Source organism: Mucilaginibacter sp. 3215 (assembly GCF_050433785.1).
Classification (GTDB): domain Bacteria; phylum Bacteroidota; class Bacteroidia; order Sphingobacteriales; family Sphingobacteriaceae; genus Mucilaginibacter.
In genome coordinates this window covers 42,674-58,142 of record NZ_JBNPWO010000023.1, presented here as the reverse complement: position 1 = coordinate 58,142, position 15,469 = coordinate 42,674, and the positions used below count along the sequence as shown (strand labels likewise).

11 protein-coding genes are annotated in these 15,469 nt (G+C 42.9%); 1 reads left to right on the top strand and 10 read right to left on the bottom strand.

What is annotated here, in order from left to right; translation table 11 throughout:
- Window positions 1-2: 2 nt before the first annotated feature.
- The 3 genes from glyA to ABIC84_RS24800 form a co-directional block, all read right to left on the bottom strand.
- The gene (glyA, locus tag ABIC84_RS24810) at window positions 3-1,289 is read right to left on the bottom strand and encodes a serine hydroxymethyltransferase (protein ID WP_426582035.1); all 1,287 of its coding nucleotides are present in this window, start codon (window positions 1,287-1,289) and stop codon (window positions 3-5) included.
- A gap of 301 nt (window positions 1,290-1,590) precedes the next feature.
- On the bottom strand, window positions 1,591-4,188 hold the full coding sequence (locus ABIC84_RS24805; RefSeq protein WP_426582037.1) for an MBG domain-containing protein: 2,598 nt from the start codon (window positions 4,186-4,188) through the stop codon (window positions 1,591-1,593).
- A 390-nt stretch (window positions 4,189-4,578) separates the two neighbouring features.
- The gene (locus tag ABIC84_RS24800) at window positions 4,579-5,334 is read right to left on the bottom strand and encodes a segregation and condensation protein A (protein WP_426582039.1); all 756 of its coding nucleotides are present in this window, start codon (window positions 5,332-5,334) and stop codon (window positions 4,579-4,581) included.
- A 239-nt stretch (window positions 5,335-5,573) separates the two neighbouring features.
- Between ABIC84_RS24800 and dxs the strand changes: the two genes are divergently transcribed.
- Window positions 5,574-7,505 carry a 1-deoxy-D-xylulose-5-phosphate synthase gene (dxs, locus tag ABIC84_RS24795; protein WP_429265331.1) on the top strand — a complete coding sequence of 644 codons (1,932 nt, stop codon included), beginning with the start codon at window positions 5,574-5,576 and terminating at the stop codon, window positions 7,503-7,505.
- Window positions 7,506-7,596: 91 nt separating this feature from the next.
- Here dxs and ABIC84_RS24790 read toward each other — a convergent pair whose 3' ends face one another.
- From ABIC84_RS24790 to lptC, 7 genes are all read right to left on the bottom strand, one after another.
- Complete coding sequence (locus tag ABIC84_RS24790; protein WP_429265319.1) at window positions 7,597-9,183, bottom strand: gliding motility protein RemB; 1,587 nt, start codon at window positions 9,181-9,183, stop codon at window positions 7,597-7,599.
- A 27-nt stretch (window positions 9,184-9,210) separates the two neighbouring features.
- Window positions 9,211-10,347, bottom strand: a complete 1,137-nt coding sequence (gene gmd, locus ABIC84_RS24785) for a GDP-mannose 4,6-dehydratase (RefSeq protein ID WP_426582043.1) — start codon at window positions 10,345-10,347, stop codon at window positions 9,211-9,213.
- Window positions 10,348-10,494: 147 nt separating this feature from the next.
- Entirely contained in the window at window positions 10,495-11,058 is a 564-nt protein-coding gene (locus ABIC84_RS24780; protein ID WP_426582045.1) for a DUF3109 family protein, read from the bottom strand.
- Window positions 11,059-11,070: 12 nt separating this feature from the next.
- A complete protein-coding gene (locus ABIC84_RS24775) occupies window positions 11,071-11,865 on the bottom strand; it encodes a DUF3108 domain-containing protein (protein ID WP_426582047.1) in 795 nt (264 codons plus the stop codon).
- 93 nt (window positions 11,866-11,958) lie between these two features.
- A complete protein-coding gene (locus ABIC84_RS24770) occupies window positions 11,959-12,474 on the bottom strand; it encodes a DUF2480 family protein (RefSeq protein WP_090534980.1) in 516 nt (171 codons plus the stop codon).
- Between the two features lie 193 nt (window positions 12,475-12,667).
- On the bottom strand, window positions 12,668-14,785 hold the full coding sequence (locus tag ABIC84_RS24765; protein WP_429265330.1) for a peptidylprolyl isomerase: 2,118 nt from the start codon (window positions 14,783-14,785) through the stop codon (window positions 12,668-12,670).
- A 103-nt stretch (window positions 14,786-14,888) separates the two neighbouring features.
- Window positions 14,889-15,467 (bottom strand): LPS export ABC transporter periplasmic protein LptC, encoded by a 579-nt coding sequence (lptC, locus tag ABIC84_RS24760; protein ID WP_426582051.1) that lies wholly within the window; start codon window positions 15,465-15,467, stop codon window positions 14,889-14,891.
- Window positions 15,468-15,469: the final 2 nt, after the last annotated feature.

The window sequence follows — 15,469 nt, the reverse complement described above, 5'->3', positions numbered from 1 at the left end:
TTTTACTCTGAGTCCTTATCTCTGTACAACGGAAAGTCGTACATTAACTTGTGAACCCTTTTACGGATTTTCTTGATAGAATGTTCATTTTCAGGATCAGAAATTACAGCATCTATTAATTCAACAATATGCTCCATATGTTTTTCCTTCATCCCGCGGGTAGTGATAGCCGCAGTACCTACACGAATGCCTGAGGTTACAAATGGCGATTTATCATCATATGGCACCATATTTTTATTCACGGTGATATCGGCAGTTACCAAAGCATTTTCGGCAGCCTTGCCTGTAATATTTTTATTACGAAGGTCAATCAGCATTAAATGGTTATCGGTACCACCAGATATGATCTGGTAGCCCAGCTTCACAAATGCTTCGGCCATTGCGTCGGCATTCTTCTTAACCTGCACAATGTATTTCATGTAGCTATCGCTCAAAGCCTCTCCAAAAGCTACTGCTTTAGCAGCTATGATATGCTCCAACGGGCCACCCTGCGTACCCGGGAATACGGCCATATCCAATAATGATGACATCATCCTGATTTCGCCTTTCGGGGTTTTGATGCCAAATGGGTTTTCAAAATCCTTACCCATCATAATTAAACCACCACGCGGACCGCGCAAAGTTTTGTGAGTAGTAGTAGTAACAATGTGGCAATGCGGAAGCGGATCGGTCAATAAACCGCGGGCAATTAAACCTGCCGGGTGCGAGATATCGGCCAGTACCAGCGCACCAACTTCATCAGCTACCTTGCGGATAAATTCATAATCCCAATCGCGTGAGTAAGCCGAAGCGCCTGCAATGATCAGTTTCGGTTTTTCGCGCAGGGCTACCTCTTTAAGCTGGTCATAATCAACCAGGCCGGTTTCTTTTTTAACCCCATAAAAATGAGGCTCATACAATTTGCCCGAAAAGTTAACAGGCGAACCGTGTGTTAAGTGACCACCATGTGAAAGGTCAAAACCTAATATTTTATCGCCAGGCTGCAATACTGCAAGCATAACCGCAGCGTTTGCCTGTGCACCAGAATGTGGTTGTACGTTAACCCACTCGGCATTAAACAATTGCTTGGCGCGCTCGATAGCTATGGTTTCAATTTCGTCAACCACCTGGCAGCCGCCGTAATAGCGCTTGCCCGGTAAACCTTCGGCATATTTGTTAGTTGCAACAGAACCTGCAGCTTCCATAACCTGCCTGCTTACAAAATTCTCAGATGCTATAAGTTCAATGCCCTCTTCCTGGCGTTGCTGCTCTTCATCCAATAGCTTAAATATCAGTTTGTCTCTTTTCATTGTGTGTTTTTAACGGCGCTAAGTTACACAATTGATATAGATTTGAGATGTGAGATATGAGATTTGAGATACCGCAATGTTAAATTTTACTCAATAAAAAGTAAACATAATATTATTTGCTATTCAGGCTTTTACAGCGAATAAATCAACAGCAATCAATTGCAAAACTTACGCTTGAAGTAACCTTAATAAATAATGAAATTGTTTAAGCCAGATATATTATTCCCTCGCAGTTTATCAATTGAAACCCTTTGGTGAAGTTGCAAACTAAACCTATCAAATCTCATTCTCTTCAAAAATATTATCTCATAACAGTAAGGTAGCCGGCAAACTTATTTGCTGTTCCATCATTGGGATTAATAACATAATAATAACAGCCTGTAGGTACCGGCTTTCCTTTGTAGTTACCATCCCAGGGATGGCTGTACCCCTTTGAAAAATATATTTGCTGCCCGTAACGGTTATAAATATCTACTGTACAATTTGGATAATACTGCAAGTCGCTAATAGCCCACAAATCGTTAGACCCATCTCCGTTAGGGGTAAAAGTGTTGTATATTTTAATTTCATTTGACGATGGAAAAATAGTCAGCACGCCGGGGACATAACTAATAATATAATCATCAGCATCAGCACCACTTACAGTAATTGGATATTTACCCGGACTTGAAGCAGGTTGCGCAGTTGTATTAATTATAGGCAAAACAGTCAATTGAGCTGGTCCGTCATTATTAACAAAACCTATATAGGTTATTGTTAAGGTTGGGTTAGGTTTCAGGAAAGCTTTAGCTAAGTCGTTTGCTTTAATACTAAGCGGAGCCTTATTGATCTCTATTCCGGAAGGGATATATTGTATGATATAATTATCAGGATTAAAACTCCCCCCGGTAGCACCAGATGGGGTTGCCGATAACGGGTAAACGCCTACATGATCGGTAGCAACAGCTCCATCGCTATAGGTAATCATGACAATCCCAATAGTTTCTCCGTTTTGAAGACCATTCGCTGTAAAATCTGCAGAGCTGCCGCTATTTAGCTTAACTCCATAAGTTTTGAGTACCGGCTTCGCTGCAACGGTAAGCGGAGCGGGCGTAACGTTCCCTGTAACGGGCACAACAATATCATTTGTGCCGGTGGTACCGGCACTCAAATTACTGGTATGATTACCCGCGGCGGCATTTGCAGTTAACCGGATATAGATCATAGAGGAAGCCGAACCACTTGCCGGCGACAGCGTGACCGAGTTATTAAAAATATTATTATCCTTGCTAACCTGGAAACCCGGCGGCGCCGTTATGATAATATCACCCTTAAGATCAGAACCTGAAATATTGATAACCTGCGCCACTGAAGCTGTACCATATACCGTTTGAAGCGCTACCTGCTGCCCCGTATAAGAAATAGCCGGCGCCGGCGGACCAACAGTTAAATCGGCGGGTAAATATGTTATGATATAATTATCCGGCGAGAACGTACCGCCACCGGCATTATACGGTATAACCGAACCAGAGTAAAAGCCCTGCGCTGCTGTTGCCTGTGCACCGTTGTCATATTTTATAGCAATCGTGCCCACGGTTTCGTTATTTTTCAACCCATAAACTGTAAAGTTTTCTGTCGACGGAATATTGGAAAGTGTGGTGCCATAAGGCTTGGTTACATTGATAACGGTTATAGTAAGCGGGGCTGGAATAACCGTACCTACCACATGTGCGGTTAAACTTGCTCCGGCTGTTGTAAATATTACGTTACTATCATAGGTTTGTTTAACCTGTGCGGTAGGCATTAACCTGATATAAATGGTTGCCCCCGGTATAGCTCCGGAAGCATTTGGTGATAATTGAACCGTTTTACCGAAGTTTCTATCATCAAGGCTGATAATAAATCCATCCGGTGCGTTTACAATAACATTATCTGTAAGATACTCGCCCGACACACGTATTTTGGCAGATGACGACCCGGCACCATCACCATAAACAATTTGCATGGGGTATAATTGCCCAAGATTATGCAATATCGGACCTGCCTGCATCACTTTTAAATCGGCAGACTGATAGGTAATATCGTAATTGCCGGGCAAAAATGTTCCGCCTCCGGCACCGATTGGAATGACAGAAAGCGGATAAGTGCCTACCACAGCCAACGCTTCGGCACCTGCACCATAATGCATGGTTACGTTGCCTATGTTTTCAAAATTCTTTAATCCGACAGAACTGAAACCATCGGGTTTTGGGCCATCGGTGAGCGTAGTACCATAGGCTTTAGTTACTTCGGTAGCCGTAATAGTGAGCGGAGCCGGAACGATATTCATTTGATTTGTTCCATTATAATGAATATCATAATTGCTGGCTAAAAACCCATTCTCGCCCTGAAAGTCGGACAATGAAACCTTATCCGAATAATCGCCCACCGGATCGGTACCAGCCCGCCCCCCGCTAAACGTAAATTTGATAGATTTGGCCGTGTTGCCATTTTGCAAGCCGGGAACATCGGTAATAAATCCCGGATCACCCTTGGAGAATATAACAGTTGCCGGAAGTTCATCGCCATACACTTTAACAACTTTACCCCATATATTTAATTGAGTCGGCACAACCGTGCCCCGCGCTATATTTTTAACCAGGTTTTGCGCCCCTGCTGTAGCCAATGTCAAATTACCATCGTATTGGCCTACATTAACTTTTCCCGATAGTCTGATATATACAGTAGCAGATACCGAACCGGCGGCTCCCACGGTAACGCTATTTGTAAAACTAATATTATCAACACTTACCTCAAACCCATTAGCTAAAGTAATAGTAATGCTGCCCTGCAAATTGCTGCCATTTACAGCAATGCTTGTCGAAGTAGACGGAATACCGTATGAAGTACTAGCCGTAAAGAAATTACCAGAATACTGCATTTGAGGGGCAGCAGCGTTTGTGCGGATTGCGGCGAGTGCACCTGAAACCTGTTTATTGCTGCTGACATTAAGTTTTGAAGCAACATTAACTGTAGTTTTTTGAATTTGGTTAAGGGGGCTACAATTCTGACAGGTACCAAAAATCCGAATCGAGGTGGATGCGGGTTTTATTTGCCCGTGCAGTACTTGAATTGTTGACAAAACAAAGCTTAAAACACCAATTATAAATATTTTGAAGTGCATGGTTCAGGTGCAATAGTTTAAAGTCTTAAAGATAATGCTTTTTTGCAAAAACGAGTTTGCAACTCACTATAACTTCGTTGACTGAAAACCCAAAGCCAAATGCTTAAAGCTTTTAATGCATTACAAAAAGCGCCGGGTCTTAGGCTTTTAGCTTTCGGCCCCGGCCTTAGGCGAAATCCGAAAGTTATTATAACCCAACCCAATTTGGATATCTATCAGCTCCTGTTGCAACATTTCAAGCACCGCCAAAAAGTTATATACAAAATGAACTTTGTTTTCAGATTCTTTGGCGATTGCTTTAAAATCGAGCATTTTATTGATCTTAAGCAGATCGGCAACTGCCTTCTTTTGTTTTTCGATGGTGTAGGGATACTGTACTACCGTGTGTTTCACCTCTTCGCTGCGCCTGGTGAAATTGCGGATCATCCGTTCATAAACAACCATAAGGCGATAAAGGGTTAATTCGGATAACTCTTCGCCTGGGACGGCCACTTTTTCAACCTGTTCGAGGTCATGTTTGATATTGCCGCGCTTTTCTTGTTTAAATCGCTCATCTTCCATGGGCCTGATCTCTTCGCACACCTCTTTAAACTTTTTATACTCGATGAGTTTCCTGATCAGGTTTTCTTTGGTGTCCGGGTCATCGCCGGCCTCTTCGGTGCCGTAACGCGGCAACAGCATTTTGGCCTTAATGCGCATAAGTGTTGCCGCCACGAAAATAAATTCGCTGGCAATTTCCATATTGAGGCTGCTCATCTGGTGCAGATAGTTCAAAAAATCATCAGCAATTTTAGCTATCGGGATATCGTGGATATCCAGCTCATCTCGCTCAATGAAAAACAGCAGCAGGTCAAACGGGCCTTCAAACTGGGGTAACCTAATGGCAAAACTATCGTCGGTCATAAAATCCGGTCAAAAATAAACATTTCGGCCGGATTCATCACACAAGAATAAAGCTGCAAAGCGCAGGTTTTCAAGATTAAAAACCAATAACCGCCTGTTTCTATCTGCCTGCATAATAGGCCCCTAACTTGTCATTTTGTTTAGCATATCCTGTTTGTTAAGTAATTTAATATCTTTATATACCCAGAATTTAACAATAATTACCTTATTTTGCAGGTTAAATATCCTTACGAATGTCAATGCAGGTACCGGCCGGGAATTTATTACAAAAAATAAATTATCCATCTGATTTAAAGCTACTTAGTGAAACAGAGCTTGAACAGGTATGCAAAGAGTTACGCCAGTATATTATTGACGTAGTATCAGTTAACGGCGGGCATTTTGCCGCCAGCCTGGGTGTGGTTGAACTTACTGTAGCACTACAATATGTTCTTAATACGCCATACGATCAGTTAGTTTGGGATGTCGGGCACCAGGCTTACGGCCACAAAATACTTACCGGCCGCCGTGATGAGTTTCACACTAATCGCATTCATGGCGGTATCAGCGGCTTTCCAAAACGTTCGGAAAGTGAGTATGATACTTTTGGCGTTGGTCACTCATCAACTTCTATATCTGCCGCATTGGGCATGGCTGTCGCCTCGCACTATAAAGGCGAAACAGACAGGCAGCATGTAGCCATAATTGGCGACGGCGCCATGACCGCAGGTATGGCTTTTGAAGCGCTCAATCATGCCGGCATTGAAAACTCCAACCTGCTGGTGATTCTGAATGACAATAACATGGCCATCGACCCTAACGTTGGTGCATTGAAAGAATACCTGACTGACATAACCACATCAAAGCCATACAACCGCTTCAGGGACGATATTGCCCACGTATTGGCCAAACTATCATCCATTGGCCCTGATGCCTTTAAAATAGCTCAAAAGCTCGAAAAAAGCATTAAAGGTACCGTGCTTAAACGCAGCAACTTTTTTGAAGCGCTTAAGTTCCGTTATTTTGGCCCTATTGATGGGCATGATGTCAATCATTTGATAAAAGTATTGAAGGACCTCCGCGATATTCCCGGGCCTAAATTACTGCATTGTATCACTGTAAAAGGTAAAGGTTATGCTCTTGCCGAAAAAGACCAGACCAAGTGGCATGCTCCGGGCTTGTTTGACAAGATCACCGGCGAAATCAAAAAAACTAAATACGATAAGCCTCAGCCTCCTAAATACCAGGATGTGTTTGGGCATACTATAATTGAACTGGCCGAGCAAAACCCTAAGATCATGGGTATTACGCCGGCCATGCCATCGGGCTGCTCATTAAACCTGATGATGAAGGCCATGCCTAACCGTGCATTTGACGTAGGTATTGCCGAGCAGCATGCGGTAACTTTCTCCGCCGGTTTAGCTACCCAGGGGCTCGTGCCGTTCTGCAACATTTACTCCAGCTTTATGCAGCGGGCTTATGACCAGGTGATCCATGATGTGGCCATACAAAAGCTCAATGTAGTATTTTGTCTGGACCGTGCCGGATTTGCCGGAGCCGACGGCGCTACGCACCACGGTGCTTATGATATGGCCTACATGCGCTGTATTCCCAATATGGTGGTATCTGCCCCCATGAACGAGGAAGAGCTGCGCAACCTGATGTATACTGCCCAGCAGGAGAACATGGGACCGTTTGTAATCAGGTATCCGCGGGGCAACGGTGTTATGGTTGACTGGCAGCGTCCGTTCAAAGCCATCCCCGTAGGCAAAGGCCGTAAGATTTGTGATGGCGATGATGTGGCTATCCTGTCTATTGGTGCTATCGGCAACGAAGTAGTTAAAGCCACTGCCGACCTTAATGCCGAAGGTTATAATCCCGCCCATTACGATTTGCGTTTTGTAAAGCCGCTTGATGAAGCGTTGCTGCATGACGTATTCAAAAACTTTAATAAAATAATTACCGTTGAAGACGGCTGCATTGAAGGCGGCGCAGGCAGCGCGGTGCTTGAATTTATGGCCGATAATGGCTATACCAATATCCAGGTTAAACGCCTGGGTATCCCTGACAAGTTTATTGAACATGGCGACCAACCCGAACTATGGGCCGACTGTGGCTTTGATGCCAACGGCATAGCCAGGCAGGTACGTAACATGGCTGAAAAACGCAACGTGAATACGATAGCGTCGTAATGCAAAATTGTTATTACGTAGAAAACATAAAAAGCGACTGATGGTCGCTTTTTATGTTTTGTTAAAATTCTTTAATCACGCAGAGTTGCAATTAATTCGCTTTATACCTCGCCAAATCATTGTATATAGCACGGAACGAACTGCGGATACCAAAGGTTAACATCGATGTTTTATCATTAAACTGACTGTTCTTTTCACGGCGTACCAAACCGCCAAGCTCAAACCTTAAGTTATACTTAGGGTTAATTAAATAGGCCACTTTTCCTTCAAGATAAACCATATTGGTGGTTAGGCCCTGCCCGGTGTAATTGCCATATACCCTTGCCGGGTCACGATAACCCTGAAAAGGGTCCTTACCATAGTTCAGGCCATCGATATCAAGCCCGTAATGCCCATAGTCGAGCTCTCCTGAAAAATCAAATCTTTTATATGAATAGTTAAGCAGCCCAACTACTTCGCGGAAATTGGCTCCCCAGGGATGCCCGATCGGCTCGCCATTTTCGGTGTAATTGATCACCGAAAAACGCTCTGAATAGGTATATGGTTTAACATTGTTTGTTTCGAGCAAATAGTTTAAGCCTTTAACATTAAACAGGTTAGCCCCCCTTACACCCAATTGAAATCCGTATTTATTGCGCGAACTCCCTTTACTTGAAAAGAAGCTTGAAGACTCAAACTCATCAAGCGAAAACTGACCGTAAGCGGTGATGCCATCAGTTAGCTTATATTTAGCTGTAAATCCTATCAAGGCGTTGTCGGGTGAACCATTTGAAGCTTCAACAGGCCTTAAAAATATCACCGGGTTAATGTAAGTAAAATCAAACCCGCGTTTATGGCCTAAATCGTCCTTAGCAGCCCATACCACCGCGTCAAAGAAACCGAGTGATAGCCGGTTAGATACATTCCAGTCTAAATAATGAAATATTCCAAATTTCTTTCTGTCGCCGTTGTCCACTTTTACTGAAAGCGGGTCATTAAAATAAGTCCACATGGCCATATAACGTACATTGCCCAGCGTAGCTGTTAGCTTGAAAAATGGATATGGTGACGCGTAATCAGATAATAATAATGACCGGTAGCCATCGCCAACAAAGGTTTTATCGCGCCCCGCGCTGATGTTCAAAAACTTTATCGGTGTATACGAAACGTTAGCCGTGATATATGACCAGCGGTATTCATTGCCGTAAATACCTGCGTATGCCTGCCCGGGGGCTATGCCAACCTGGTTAACGTAGGTTTGTAAATAATTAGGCAGCGCCGCGCGGTTTTCATAACCAGCAACATTATACGAAAAGTTTTTTCCGAAGGTGCCGCCCAACTGGATCCCAAGTGTACCAAAATTGGTGTTCTTTTTCCCTGAGAAATCACGGCCCAGATTAAAGTCGGGCAACAGATCGGCATAGAAGGTGGAGTTGCTGCTTTTAACATCAATCTGATGCTCATTAAAAAAACGCCCTTTAAGATCGTTTAAGTTCATCAATGAATCATAGTGAACTTTCAAAAGTGAGTCATCAACCATAAATGGTTTTAATGAACTATGTACCCTTGTTTTGGTAGAATAAACATCCTCATTTAGTTTCTGGTAAAACTGGTAGTTATAAGGTTGGTATATTGACTGGGCCTTCGCAAACCCGCTTATCAAAAGCAGTAAAATAATGCTTGTAAATATTCTCTTCATATAATGGTTTATATGGTTTTTACTTGGTTATTCAAAATAATTAGGCGTGCTAAACCCACCTTTTTTCAGATATTCATCTTTTTTTACCAGTTGCAAATCTGCAAGTACCATATCGGTCACCAATGCCTGCAGATCATATTTTGGTTTCCAGCCGAGCTTGTTATAAGCTTTGGCAGCATCTCCAATTAGCAGATCAACCTCTGTCGGTCTGAAATACCTGGGGTCAACTTTTACAACAGTTTGCCCAAACCTCAAAGCCTCCAGGTTCAATCCAAGCGCAGTAGCCTTTTCCTCATCAATATCAATGATCACCCCACGCTCGTTCTCATCCTTTCCGCTAAATTCAACTTCGATGCCCAGCTCCATGAAAGCCATCCTGATAAAATCACGGACGGTGGTTGTTACACCGGTTGCTATTACAAAGTCTTCGGCCGTTTCCTGCTGCAGCATCAGCCACATCGCTTCTATATAATCTTTAGCATGCCCCCAGTCGCGCTGTGCCGAAAGGTTGCCTACATACAAACAGTTTTGCAGGCCCAGGGCTATTTTTGATGCTGCCCGGGTAATTTTCCGGGTAACAAAAGTTTCGCCCCTTACCGGGCTTTCATGGTTAAACAAAATCCCGTTGCAGGCATACATACCATAAGCTTCGCGATAATTAACTACAATCCAGTAGCCATATAGTTTTGCCACCGCGTAAGGTGAGCGTGGATAAAAGGGCGTGGTTTCACTTTGAGGCACAGCCTGTACCAAACCATACAGCTCGGATGTGGAGGCCTGGTAGATGCGTGTTTTTTGAGTAAGATCAAGAAGCCTTACTGCTTCAAGAATACGGAGTACACCAACACCATCAGCATTGGCGGTATATTCGGGGGTTTCAAAGCTCACTTTTACATGGCTTTGTGCTGCCAGGTTATAAATTTCATCGGGCTGAACTTCCTGGATTAGCCTGATCAGGTTTGTTGAATCGGTGAGATCGCCATAATGCAGGCTGAATTTAACCCCCGACTCATGCGGGTCATGGTATAAATGATCTATCCTGTCGGTATTTAATAAGGATGAGCGGCGTTTAACCCCATGTACTTCGTAGCCCTTCTTTAGCAAAAACTCTGCTAAATAAGCGCCATCCTGACCCGTTATGCCTGTTATTAAAGCCTTTTTCATTAATTATGAACGTAGATATATTAGGTGGTACAATAATATCCAATTTTATTGTAATTACTCCTATGACGCTCAATATATAGGTTTAGGCAAGGCGTTATAATACAGTTTAAGGAAAAAAATATGCGGCTTAAAAAGTTTTACAAATGATTAAATTCCGGCAACGGTATCTTCCAGTTCCCGGTACCAATCTGCTCCGTATTTACGGATGAGCGGGCCTTTCAAAAATTCATGAACGCGTACTTTCAGCTCATCACCAAATGAACATGCAGGACTGCAGATACTCCAACGGTCATAGTTTAAAACATCAAACTCGGGATAAGATGTTATGCGGATAGGATACAAATGGCACGAGATGGGTTTTTTCCAATTAACGGCACCTTCTTCATACGCTTTTTCAATACCGCATTTAGTAATGCCGTTTTCCCATATTACATAGGCGCATTCTTTATTGGTATCAACACACGGCGTAGTATAATCCCCTTCAAAATCGGTTACGTAAACCCCTTCCTTTTCAATGGTTTTGATCCCTTTCGCGGTAAGGTAAGGCTTTACTTTAGGATAGATCTCTTTCAGGATGTCAAGTTCATCGGCATTAAGTGGCGCGCCCGAATCTCCTTCAAGGCAGCAGGCACCTTTGCATTTATTTAAATTACATACAAAATTCTCTTTTACCACATCCTCGTGCAGTAATACATTGCCAACCTCAATCATTATCTTTTTAAATCAATCTTTTATAGGGTTCAAAGGATATTTAAGTCCTGCAGCCGATTTCAGGTCCATTGTTACGCTGCCTATCAGCACTTCAACGTGGGCCTTTACCGGGATCCTGTTCTTATCGTTGGTAACCCAAAGGTACAACTTGCTGTTTTTCCGGAAAATCCGCCCCGGAATAATTGCCGGGCTAAATTTAAGACAATTAAACTTACCAAGCGAACACTCAACCGCTTCGGTACCAACATAGGTTATCTGCATACTGTGAAACCCATCTTCCAGGAAATACTGCAGATCAAAAGTATCGCCCTGGTGCAGCTTTGAAACATCAATAGCCCGGGCAAAATAATAAGCCGATACAAAATCAAAAGATTCGCCTTTATACCCGAATGTTCCTTTATTTGCTGTTACTTTCTTGTCTTTCTGATCGAACGTAACATTGTCGGTATGCCTGTACTTACCTTCGCGCCTGTTTTCAGTATAAAAATAGGGCATCAGTGTTGTTTGATCTACATATGATTCATAGCGGTTACGCACCTTGTAAAACAGGTCGAAAGAACCGGCGGTTTTGCCTTCGGCGACGAGATGAAAAGTAGGGCGGTCATTAAATTTCTTATCACTGGCCTCTACCTTTATGGTGGCTTCAGCAGCGGTAAAAAAACCGTATTTCATCTTGTAGTCCAGTTGTTCACCTGCTTTAAAGATCGACTCGTTGATCTTTTTCAGTTCCTGGGCAAATCCGCCCTTGCAGCAGGCTATAAAAAGCAGTACAGTAAAAAAATATTTATTTATCAGCAGTTTCTTCATTGACTAATAGCCCTTTTAGCAGGACTTGTGATATGACAACTGCTATTATAAATGGTTTAAACTTGTTTTTATTGCGTACTACCACTCAAATACTTAATCCTTACGCTTATAGATAGGCACTGTTGAACAAGGTTCACCAAACATGAGGCTTTTAACCACGGCACTTAGCTTTTTAGTCAACTCGACATAGGCAGATACCGGCACTTCGGTATCGCCACAACCTTTCAGCACAATCCGCTGCCCGCGGTATTGTTCAAAATCCGCTTTGGCTATTTCCTTTTCAAAAAGTACAGTTTCCAATACCTCTTTATCGCCAAAAACAATTTCGCGGGCGTAAGGGGCCATCCGGTTGGCCAGCAGCATATAAGCCCATGCAGGCACGATAGCATCGGCAGTGCAGGTGATACCTACATTTTTACCCTCATACTGCGCCCAGTCATGTTCTTTTATAAAGTCTCTGAAATCCTTTTCGCGAAGGATCAGGCCATGGAACAGGTTGTCTTTAATATCGTAAATAACACGGTCGCCGGCAGGATAAAAAGAAGCTGGGTCTAAGGTAACGAGGCCGCTCTGAGCCACCTTGTTTATTATGTTTTCCTGGATATCCATATCAGTTATATTTATTAAAAGCTAAAAGCCGATTGCACAAAGCCTAAAGCTCCCTTAGCCTGATAATCAGCATCTATACAAGCAGAATGCACAAAGCTTAAAGCTATAGCCTGATTACCCAATACTATTTAAAACAAAAAATCCGGGAACGGCTTAACGCTGATCCCGGATGCAAATTTACTTTAAATTTTGTTTAGAAAAATTTAGCCCTGTTATCTTTTACAATTGCATTATCTTTTAATGCATCCAGTACCTGGCCTTGTGAACGTTGTAAAAGCGCCTGATTAATTTGTTCTTTTTGTTTAATAGCATTGGTTAGTGCCGGCGGGTTAGTGAAACCATTAACCACATATACATATACACCTTGCGCACCATCAACAGGTTTTGAAATTTTGTTGATTGCCGAACCAAAGATTGAACCGATAACTTTATACTCTGCCGATTGACCTGGGATGATAGGATTAGCAAACACAATGTTTTCAACCGGTACTACCTTGCTGCCTACTTTTTGGGCAGCCTGGTCAATTGAAGTACCGCCGCTAAGGGCTGCGTCAAATTTCTCTTTCAATTGTTTAGCTTTAACCTCATTACGTACCATTGGCTCAATTTGCTTTTTAACAGCCTCAAGAGATAACGTACCTTTAGGTTTAATTTCGGTAAGGCGGCTTACTATATACTGGTCGCCTACGGTAAATACTTTATCGGTAATATCGCCTTTTTCGGCTTTGTAAGCCCATCTAACCACGTCACGTGCGTTATCCAGGCCAGGAAGACCAGAAGCTATAGCAGTAACATCTTCGGCAGTACGGAGCTTCAAGCCTTCTTTTTTAGCTTCCGCCTCAAAATTATCAGATGTTAATGAAGCTAAGAATGCCTGGGCTTTGCTGTAAGCTACAGTTTGGGTTTTGCTGCTTGCAGTTAACGGCTTATCAACCACACCAACTTTAACCAGTTTAACAGAACCTTTCTGATCTTCAACCTGGATAACGTGGTAGCCAAATTGTGATTTCACAACAAGGATATCGCCTTTATTTGCTTTATAAGCAGCATTATAATATTCAGGAACTAAATTTCCCTGACCGCCCATTGAGCCATTGGCATCAAATGAGGGGATTTCACCGCCTTTTACTGCGCTGCCTTTATCGGCAGAGAAAGCTGTTGCAAGTTCGGCAAATGATTTACCGCCCTGAATTAATTTTTTAATTGAATCGGCTTTAGCTTTAGCTTTTTCTTCACCACCTGCCGACGCAAGGTCGATCAGGATATGCCTGGTTTTAACCGAATCGAAAGTGGTTTTGGTATCAACCAGCTTAGCCACTTTATAGCTGCCGTTTTCAAGGTAAGGGCCATAAACAAATCCCTTAGCCGCGCTAAACATAGTAGTATCCAGTTTAGGGTCAAGGCTGCCTTTACGCTGATAAGCCAAAGGCGCTTTGGTTTCGGCATTGATCTGCACAAAAAGCGAATCGTTAGGAGTAGTTTTGAATTCATTCGCTAATTTCTCGGCCTGTTGTTTAACTGCCGCTGAATCTTCTTTTGAAGGAGCCGCGTTAAAACTAACGTATTCAAAATTCCTTAACTCCTGCGGAGTTTTAAATGAAGCTTTGTGTGCATCATAATATGCGCTGTAATCAGCATCGGTTAAAGTAACTTTAGCGTCAGGGATTGAAGCATAATCAAGCGATACATATTTAAAGTTAGCCAGCTTATTTTTTGCTTCGTAATCATCTGTAGCCTCAAGCGAGTTTACATACAGGCCATTGGTAACCAAAGTCATGTATTTAGTAGCTTTTTTTGCTTCTATCAGGTCGATCACAAAATCGCTCCAGGCTTTTTTCTGAGCAGGGTCGGCTTTGCCTGATTGCAGGTAGGCTTTGAACTGATCATACCTGCTGCGATCGAACTGACCGGTTTGCTGATCGGCAAACTGGCGGGCTATCTGCGGGTCGGGATTGTTATCACCGATCATTACGTTCATTTCATCATCACCAACGGTAAGGCCAAGCTTTTCAATTTCTTTGCCTATCAGTAACTGGCTTAAATACTGGTTCCAGGTAGTTTCCTGCAGATAGCTTGCTATTTGCGGAGAGATGCTTTGTCCCTGTTGTTTAAACTGTGCCGAGTTTTGCTCCAGCTTTTCGTTGAATTTGTCATAGGGCACTTTTTCGCCGTTTACCACGGCAAGCTCGTTACTATCGTCCCTGAAAAAGGAACCGCCCGATCTTACAACTTCGCTCACAATAAATGCAAGCAGCGCGAAACCAATAAAGAATGCGAGAATCTTCCCCATCCTTTCGCGCAAAAAACCCATTATACCCATATTACATTTATAATTATTCTATTCTTTTTAAGAGGGCGCAAGATACAATTTTTAACAAAATTCTATAACACAAAATTTTCGTTAAAAAAAGTCATTATTGTGTCGCTTTTTCATCAACATGAAACAGCCCGGTGCTGCTTTTAAAAGTAGGGTTTAAAAGCTTATCATCACTTTCAAAGGTATTGCCATTCATAACATTACCGCCGCTAAGTGTGGCCTGAACAGGTTTATTAGAGTAAACCCGCTTGGTTACCTGGTCCCAAAATAATTCGTTTGATTTAAAGGTTTCGCCTTTGGCGTTGGTTGCAACTACGTTGCCATGAAATTCGATCAATTTTTCCTGCTCGCGCTGGATACCTGTATCGGCAATTATATCACCGGCAAACTGGCCTGTGCCGCGGTCATAGTAATCTATCTTTACGCCTTTAGGCATAATTTTATAAGGCTTCTTGATCTGGTATTCGATCATCAGCGGGGCAGTAAGATGGATTTCAACTTTGGTCGAATCACTCATGATCAGATCAAGCCCTGTGGTGCGCTGGGCAACCGTATCAACTTCATTAGCTGAAATTTCCCTAACCTTCTTCAGGTCATTTTCGCACGAAGACATGAAAGCCGCCAATGGCAACAGTAACAGGCATAAAGCCGGTATATTAACTGCAGGGCGGCTCATGA

What these genes read in the sequence shown, in the direction of transcription:
- glyA (WP_426582035.1), bottom strand. Translation starts at nt 1,289, where the DNA reads ATGAAAAGAGACAAACTGATATTTAAGCTATTGGATGAAGAGCAGCAA.
- ABIC84_RS24805 (WP_426582037.1), bottom strand. Translation starts at nt 4,188, where the DNA reads ATGCAGTATTCTGGTAATTTCTTTACGGCTAGTACTTCATACGGTATT.
- ABIC84_RS24800 (WP_426582039.1), bottom strand. Translation starts at nt 5,334, where the DNA reads ATGACCGACGATAGTTTTGCCATTAGGTTACCCCAGTTTGAAGGCCCG.
- dxs (WP_429265331.1), top strand. Translation starts at nt 5,574, where the DNA reads ATGCAGGTACCGGCCGGGAATTTATTACAAAAAATAAATTATCCATCT.
- ABIC84_RS24790 (WP_429265319.1), bottom strand. Translation starts at nt 9,183, where the DNA reads ATGAAGAGAATATTTACAAGCATTATTTTACTGCTTTTGATAAGCGGG.
- gmd (WP_426582043.1), bottom strand. Translation starts at nt 10,347, where the DNA reads ATGAAAAAGGCTTTAATAACAGGCATAACGGGTCAGGATGGCGCTTAT.
- ABIC84_RS24780 (WP_426582045.1), bottom strand. Translation starts at nt 11,058, where the DNA reads ATGATTGAGGTTGGCAATGTATTACTGCACGAGGATGTGGTAAAAGAG.
- ABIC84_RS24775 (WP_426582047.1), bottom strand. Translation starts at nt 11,865, where the DNA reads ATGAAGAAACTGCTGATAAATAAATATTTTTTTACTGTACTGCTTTTT.
- ABIC84_RS24770 (WP_090534980.1), bottom strand. Translation starts at nt 12,474, where the DNA reads ATGGATATCCAGGAAAACATAATAAACAAGGTGGCTCAGAGCGGCCTC.
- ABIC84_RS24765 (WP_429265330.1), bottom strand. Translation starts at nt 14,785, where the DNA reads ATGGGTTTTTTGCGCGAAAGGATGGGGAAGATTCTCGCATTCTTTATT.
- lptC (WP_426582051.1), bottom strand. Translation starts at nt 15,467, where the DNA reads ATGAGCCGCCCTGCAGTTAATATACCGGCTTTATGCCTGTTACTGTTG.